The 5,526-nt window shown below is 46.6% G+C and carries 5 protein-coding genes; 3 read left to right on the forward strand and 2 right to left on the reverse strand.

The window, feature by feature from the left end:
• Positions 1–331: 331 nt before the first annotated feature.
• Positions 332–712: a cupin domain-containing protein gene (locus L990_RS15820; protein WP_047451400.1), complete on the forward strand. Its 381-nt coding sequence runs from the start codon at positions 332–334 to the stop codon at positions 710–712.
• Between the two features lie 7 nt (positions 713–719).
• On the forward strand, positions 720–1,523 hold the full coding sequence (locus L990_RS15825) for an AraC family transcriptional regulator (RefSeq protein WP_047451402.1): 804 nt from the start codon (positions 720–722) through the stop codon (positions 1,521–1,523).
• 130 nt (positions 1,524–1,653) lie between these two features.
• Here L990_RS15825 and L990_RS15830 read toward each other — a convergent pair whose 3' ends face one another.
• Positions 1,654–2,142 carry a hypothetical protein gene (locus L990_RS15830; RefSeq protein ID WP_197057311.1) on the reverse strand — a complete coding sequence of 163 codons (489 nt, stop codon included), beginning with the start codon at positions 2,140–2,142 and terminating at the stop codon, positions 1,654–1,656.
• A 255-nt stretch (positions 2,143–2,397) separates the two neighbouring features.
• Positions 2,398–3,960: a M28 family peptidase gene (locus tag L990_RS15835; protein ID WP_047451408.1), complete on the reverse strand. Its 1,563-nt coding sequence runs from the start codon at positions 3,958–3,960 to the stop codon at positions 2,398–2,400.
• Positions 3,961–4,282: 322 nt separating this feature from the next.
• Here L990_RS15835 and L990_RS15840 point away from each other — a divergent pair, with 322 nt between their 5' ends.
• The gene (locus tag L990_RS15840; RefSeq protein WP_047451411.1) at positions 4,283–5,446 is read left to right on the forward strand and encodes a glycoside hydrolase family 27 protein; all 1,164 of its coding nucleotides are present in this window, start codon (positions 4,283–4,285) and stop codon (positions 5,444–5,446) included.
• The last annotated feature ends 80 nt before the right edge of the window (positions 5,447–5,526 follow it).

Consider the following 5,526-nt stretch of genomic DNA (forward strand, 5'->3'; position numbering starts at 1 on the left):
GTGGCTGCTACCTGCCATTTTGTTCATGCTACTCGACAAGTTGTGGCTGCTACCTGACATTTTGTTCATGCTACCCAACAAGTTGTGGCTGCTACCTGACATATTATAAGTTTTTTACAAGACTATACTCGCCTTCCTTTTCTGCAAACAGTATTTTACACCAGCCCCTTAGGTTATACTCTATCAACGTGCAAAAGCTGCGAAGCTGCAACACCTTTTATTTTCCCTTGTACGCTACAAAAAGAGTTGAGGTAGTACAAAACCGCAATATTTTACAATTTATTCGAAAGGCAGCAGGCTAGCTTTGTGGCATTAAAAAAAAGAAAACGCAATGAGCACAAATCCTTTTTGTAATGGTTCCCTTTTCGTAAACGGGGAATCAATCGACATAGAAAAGCTTACATGGAACGAGCATCCTACGTTTAAAGGTGTATTTTTGAAGCATTTAATTAGGGGAGATAGCACCAACAACCAGCTAAGCTGCCATTTGGTGCGAGTAGATGCCAGCTGCGAGCTGATGTTTCATAGCCATGCGGGGAAATCGGAGCTACACGAGGTTATTGCTGGAGCAGGAGAATGCACCATCGACACGGAAACGGTTAGCTACCGCCAAGGAACGGTATCGTTTATACCCGCCGACAAAAATCACTCGGTAAAAGCAGGTAAAGAGGGGCTACTGCTGCTCGCCAAATTCTTCCCAGCTCTATTGTAGATACGCCATGAGAAACGAACAGGAGAAAATTATCAGCTTTAATGTGGATGCGCTCGATGGCGTTTCCGTAGTTCATGGATACGGCATTACCAATACTTTTCCTGTTCATTTCCACGCCTCATTTAATCTTGGAATGGTGGAGAGCGGCGAGCGCGAATTTTTTTACAGAGGAGTAAGGCAGCGACTCAAAGCGGAGGATATCTTCGTAGTACAACCCTTCGAGCCTCACAGCTGCTGCTCGATAAGCGGTGTTGGCCAAAGCTACAAAGTACTAACCTTTAATGCCGACTACTCGCTCTTCTTCCCGCAGCTAACCATCAACAGCCCAGCGCTACTTGCGCTACTTAAGGAGTTTCACGCCATAGCCGAATACGAGAAGGCATCTCCAAAAACAGAGGAACTCTATTGTCAGATCATAGAGCTGCTAAAAAGCTACGCGAGCCCAAATACGGCATCCCCCACAAGCAGCAGCAACACCAACCAAATACTCCGAGCAAAGCAGCATATCGAAAAAAGCTGCCACCTCGAGCTATCGCTAAAGGAGATGGCCGAGGTTGCTTGCATGAGCGAATACCACTTCAACAGGTATTTTCATCGGCAGTATGGCCTATCGCCCTACGCCTACTACCTGGTATGCAAGGTAAAGAAGGCACAACGGATTCTTACCGCTCATAAATCGGTCGCGTCTGCCGCCTTCGACACTGGCTTTTTCGATCAAAGCCACTTCTCCAAGCTATTTAAAAAGCATGTTGGGGTACCACCCGGAAAATTTCTAAAGGATAACCGCCTACATCACCTCAACGACAGGTAACCCTACCTGTTCGGTAGCAGATGGATAAAAGAAAAACAGAAATTAAGTAGGTTAAGAAGTATTGGCTGTAACAATACATCAATAAGATAAAAAAAGGCTTCATCAGCCTTTCGTTATCCACAAATTACTCTTAAGTTTCTAAAGTTTTATACCCGTTTACAACTCGGATTATTGCCCAAAAAGATGCTAACGTAAGTAGCAAGCCAACAGCGTAAGCCACAAAAGTTCCAACCCACATAGAGAGGGTAAAAAAATCGCCATAAGAGGCAAAAATAAATCCAGAATAGTTACTTACAATGTCGTAGGTAGGGCTAAATACCAGTAACATGAGGAGCAATCCCTCTAAAAATCGATTCGTAAACCATCTCTTTCGAAAAAGGTAGTAGCCCATAACCAGAAATACAACATCCCGTAAATAAGGCATAAGAGTGGAAACTAAAGTTTGTATGCCGTTTTCAAACGACGAGTCGACGTATGCTGTTTTAAAATCCCCCTTAAGAAAAGCAGGGAATAGCTGATAATTGCGAATGGACGCACCTGCCATCCACGAGCCTAAAAGATGGCATACCTCATGCAGAAATGCATATGTTAAGATCCATATTGAATATAGTAGTATCAAATAAATAGCATACCGTTTTACGCTCAGCCTACATTGCTGGTAGTATAAAACTAGCGGCAACACGACTAGCAAGGCGATCTCTACTGTATTAATCACATTTAACATGGAGAAACAGCATTATTAGGTAAGCCAAGATAGTAAATCTTATATCAAAAAAAGAGCCACCTCATAAAGAGGCAGCCCCGTGGCGTTTACATAATACAAGCAGACATGCTAAAAAAACTAAATCGGTATACCTGCGGACTACCGTCCCTCCTACTTAAAGACAACTCCTGAGTCCATATTAACCACACCTAGGTTGGCATAGCGCAACAGGGTCAGAAATCCGATCCGAGCCACCTTCTGCATCTTTATGTAGTCTATCTTATCGGGCGTATCGGTAGGCTGATGGTAGTCGGTATGCCAGGCGGTCATCCACCCCATAAATGGGATCTTATACATCGAGAAGGGACCATGATCGCTACGGCTACCGGGTCCACCAGTTGTTGGCCTAGCGCGTAAGCTAAGCGGATTTCCCATTTGCGCGTTCAGCTTCAGGGTTTCGCTTTTAATGGTGGTGTCTTTATCATAGAAGAAGAAGGAGGCCTCACGGCTAAGGGTATCCTTAGGAAGGCTACGCCCAATCATATCGTAGTTTATATACATCATGGTATTGGCCATAGGAACATAAGGATTGCGGGTATAGTAGGTCGATCCCCAAAGCCCCTTCTCCTCGCAGGTCCAAAGCCCAAAAACAATGGATACCTTAGGTTTGATGCCCGACTCCTTAAAAGCCTTGGCAATGGTAAGTACCCCTACCGTACCCGAAGCGTTATCGTCGGCACCAGGATATAGCGTCGACCCCCAAAGTCCATAGTGGTCGTAGTGGGCGCCCACCACCACGCAGCGGGTAGTATCCTGCCCCTTAATAACCCCAACCACGTTGCGCACCTTACACACCTCGCCCGAGGCATCGCCAGCAATACGAATGTTTGCCTTGGTAGCCACGGCCTTTTGGTTTAGATTTGCGGGTGCAGACTCCACGTTAATGCCTGCCAATGCACTTCTTAAATAGACCCTCGACACGTTAAAGGATAACGGCTGGGCAGAAAGGGTATCAGCTGGTAATCCCAAAATATCTTCGGCTACGCTGGTTGCCTTGCCCAAATGCGGAATAGTATTGCCCACCTCCGATTCGCTCATCACAAAAATAACAGCAGCGGCACCTCTACGCTTTGCCTCGCTCTCGGTGTTGGCTAGCACCTTCGCTTTCTCCTGATAAGAAAGCTCCTTTGTTCCAAAAACCGCATTCTTCAGATGCTCCTCGGTAAACGGATGCACCACCAGCACCTTACCCCTCACATCCATCTTTCCGTACGAGTCGATGCCGTACTGGGGAAGGTAAAGTCCGTAGCCAGCATATACAGCCTGACCATCTATCCGGAAGCTACCCTGTACCCTACGGCTACGTATGTAGTAGTCGACATTGGGAGTTGGCATAGCCACATTCCCTCCGTAGGCTATTTCCATTCGCTCGTTGGTAGGATGGGCGTATCGTATAAGGTTGAAGGTTTGAAAGTAGCTGTTACCATCGCCTGCAGGCTGAATTCCGTATACGCCCAGCATCGAGGCTATGTAGTCGGAAGCAAGCATTGCCCCCTTTTCGGTGCTATAGCGCCCCTCCATCCAATGCGAAGCCAGAAAATCTTCCTGAGCCTTCAACGTTCCTACAGTAATGGCATCCATTCCACGCTGTATGGCAGATGTCTGTGCGCTTGCCCCCCAAGCAGAGGTTACCAGCAAGGCGGTAATTCCTATAAAATTCCTTAGCGGTTTCATTTAAACACGATAGGTTAAGTTTAACTTTTATCAGACTAGCAAGATTTAGACAAGCGCACTCCCAAAAACTAGCGGGTCGAATTAACTTAATTTGCTATTAACTAAATGTCTAAACAAGAGCAATCTCATTAATTCGGCATCCATCAACGGCTTACCAGAGCCAAGCTACATACACATTGCTGCCGCTAAAGAGATCGTTACACACCAGTAGGCCAACAATATTATCTCAACAGGTTGCAAGCGGCTGCCGTATCGCTATCTTTGAAGTACAACAGCCAAAAGGCGCACGTAAAGAGGCAACCTATTAAACATCGTACAGAACATGAAGCTAAAGTTAACCACCTTGGCGCTCTGCATTGCCGTAGCCACCAGCGTATCGGCACAGAAAAAGAAAACTCCCATTATGGGATGGAGCAGCTGGAACCATTTTCGAATCCACATCAACGAGCAGCTCATACGCGAGCAGGCTGATGCGCTTGTATCATCGGGCATGAAAAAGGCTGGATACAGCTACATCAACATCGACGATGGCTACTTTGGCGGTCGAGATGCCAGCGGCAAGCTCTTTGCCGACAGCGCTAAATTCCCTAGCGGCATGGCAAATTTAGCCCGCTACATCCATAGCAAGGGGCTTAAAGCGGGTATTTATACCGATGCAGGCAGCAGCACCTGCGGTTCCATTTGGGATAACGACAAAAATGGTATTGGCGTAGGAATTTACGGCCATATTCCTGCCGACTGCCATCAATTCCTTACAGAGTGGGGCTACGATTTCCTAAAGGTAGACTGGTGCGGTGGAGAAAAGCAGAAGCTCGACGAGAAGACCGAATACCTTGCCATCATAAAAGAGGTTAGACGCATTCGTAAGGATGTTGTATTTAACATCTGCCGCTGGCAATTCCCCGGCGAATGGGCCATTAAGGCCGCTGATTCGTGGCGCATATCTGGAGATATTACCGCCACATGGGGTAGCATCTGCCATATAATAGACATCAACGCCAATTTGGCCAAGTACGCTTCGGTTGGTCACTTCAACGACATGGATATGCTGCAGGTTGGACGAGGCATGTCGTACGATGAGGATAAGTCGCACTTTAGCATGTGGTGCATGCTGCTATCTCCTCTTCTGGCGGGTAACGATCTAAGAACAATGTCGAAGGAGACCATCTCGATACTCACCAACCCCGAGATGATTGCCATTCATCAGGATAAGGCATGCATACAGGCCGAACGCAAGATTAAGGATGGGGATACCGAGGTTTGGGTAAAAGATTTAGGTAAGAAAGGCGGCAAGGAGTACGCCGTTGCCATCCTCAACCGTAGCGATAAGCCCATAAGCTACAGCCTTCCCTTCGAAAAATTGGGCATTAAGAAGGTAAAGAAGGTACGAGACGTGTGGCAGCACGCAAATCTTAGCAACCTTAGCACGCTTAATGCCAACCTTCCCATCCACGGTGTTATGGTTGTGAAGCTGCAGGTATATTAAAGATAGATGCGCAGGAGACTTGGACTCTTGAAAGGTGTATTGAATACGCGCTAAGTAATAATATAACCATTAAGCAGCAA

The sequence above is a fragment of the Alistipes sp. ZOR0009 genome, assembly GCF_000798815.1.
Taxonomy (GTDB): domain Bacteria; phylum Bacteroidota; class Bacteroidia; order Bacteroidales; family ZOR0009; genus Acetobacteroides.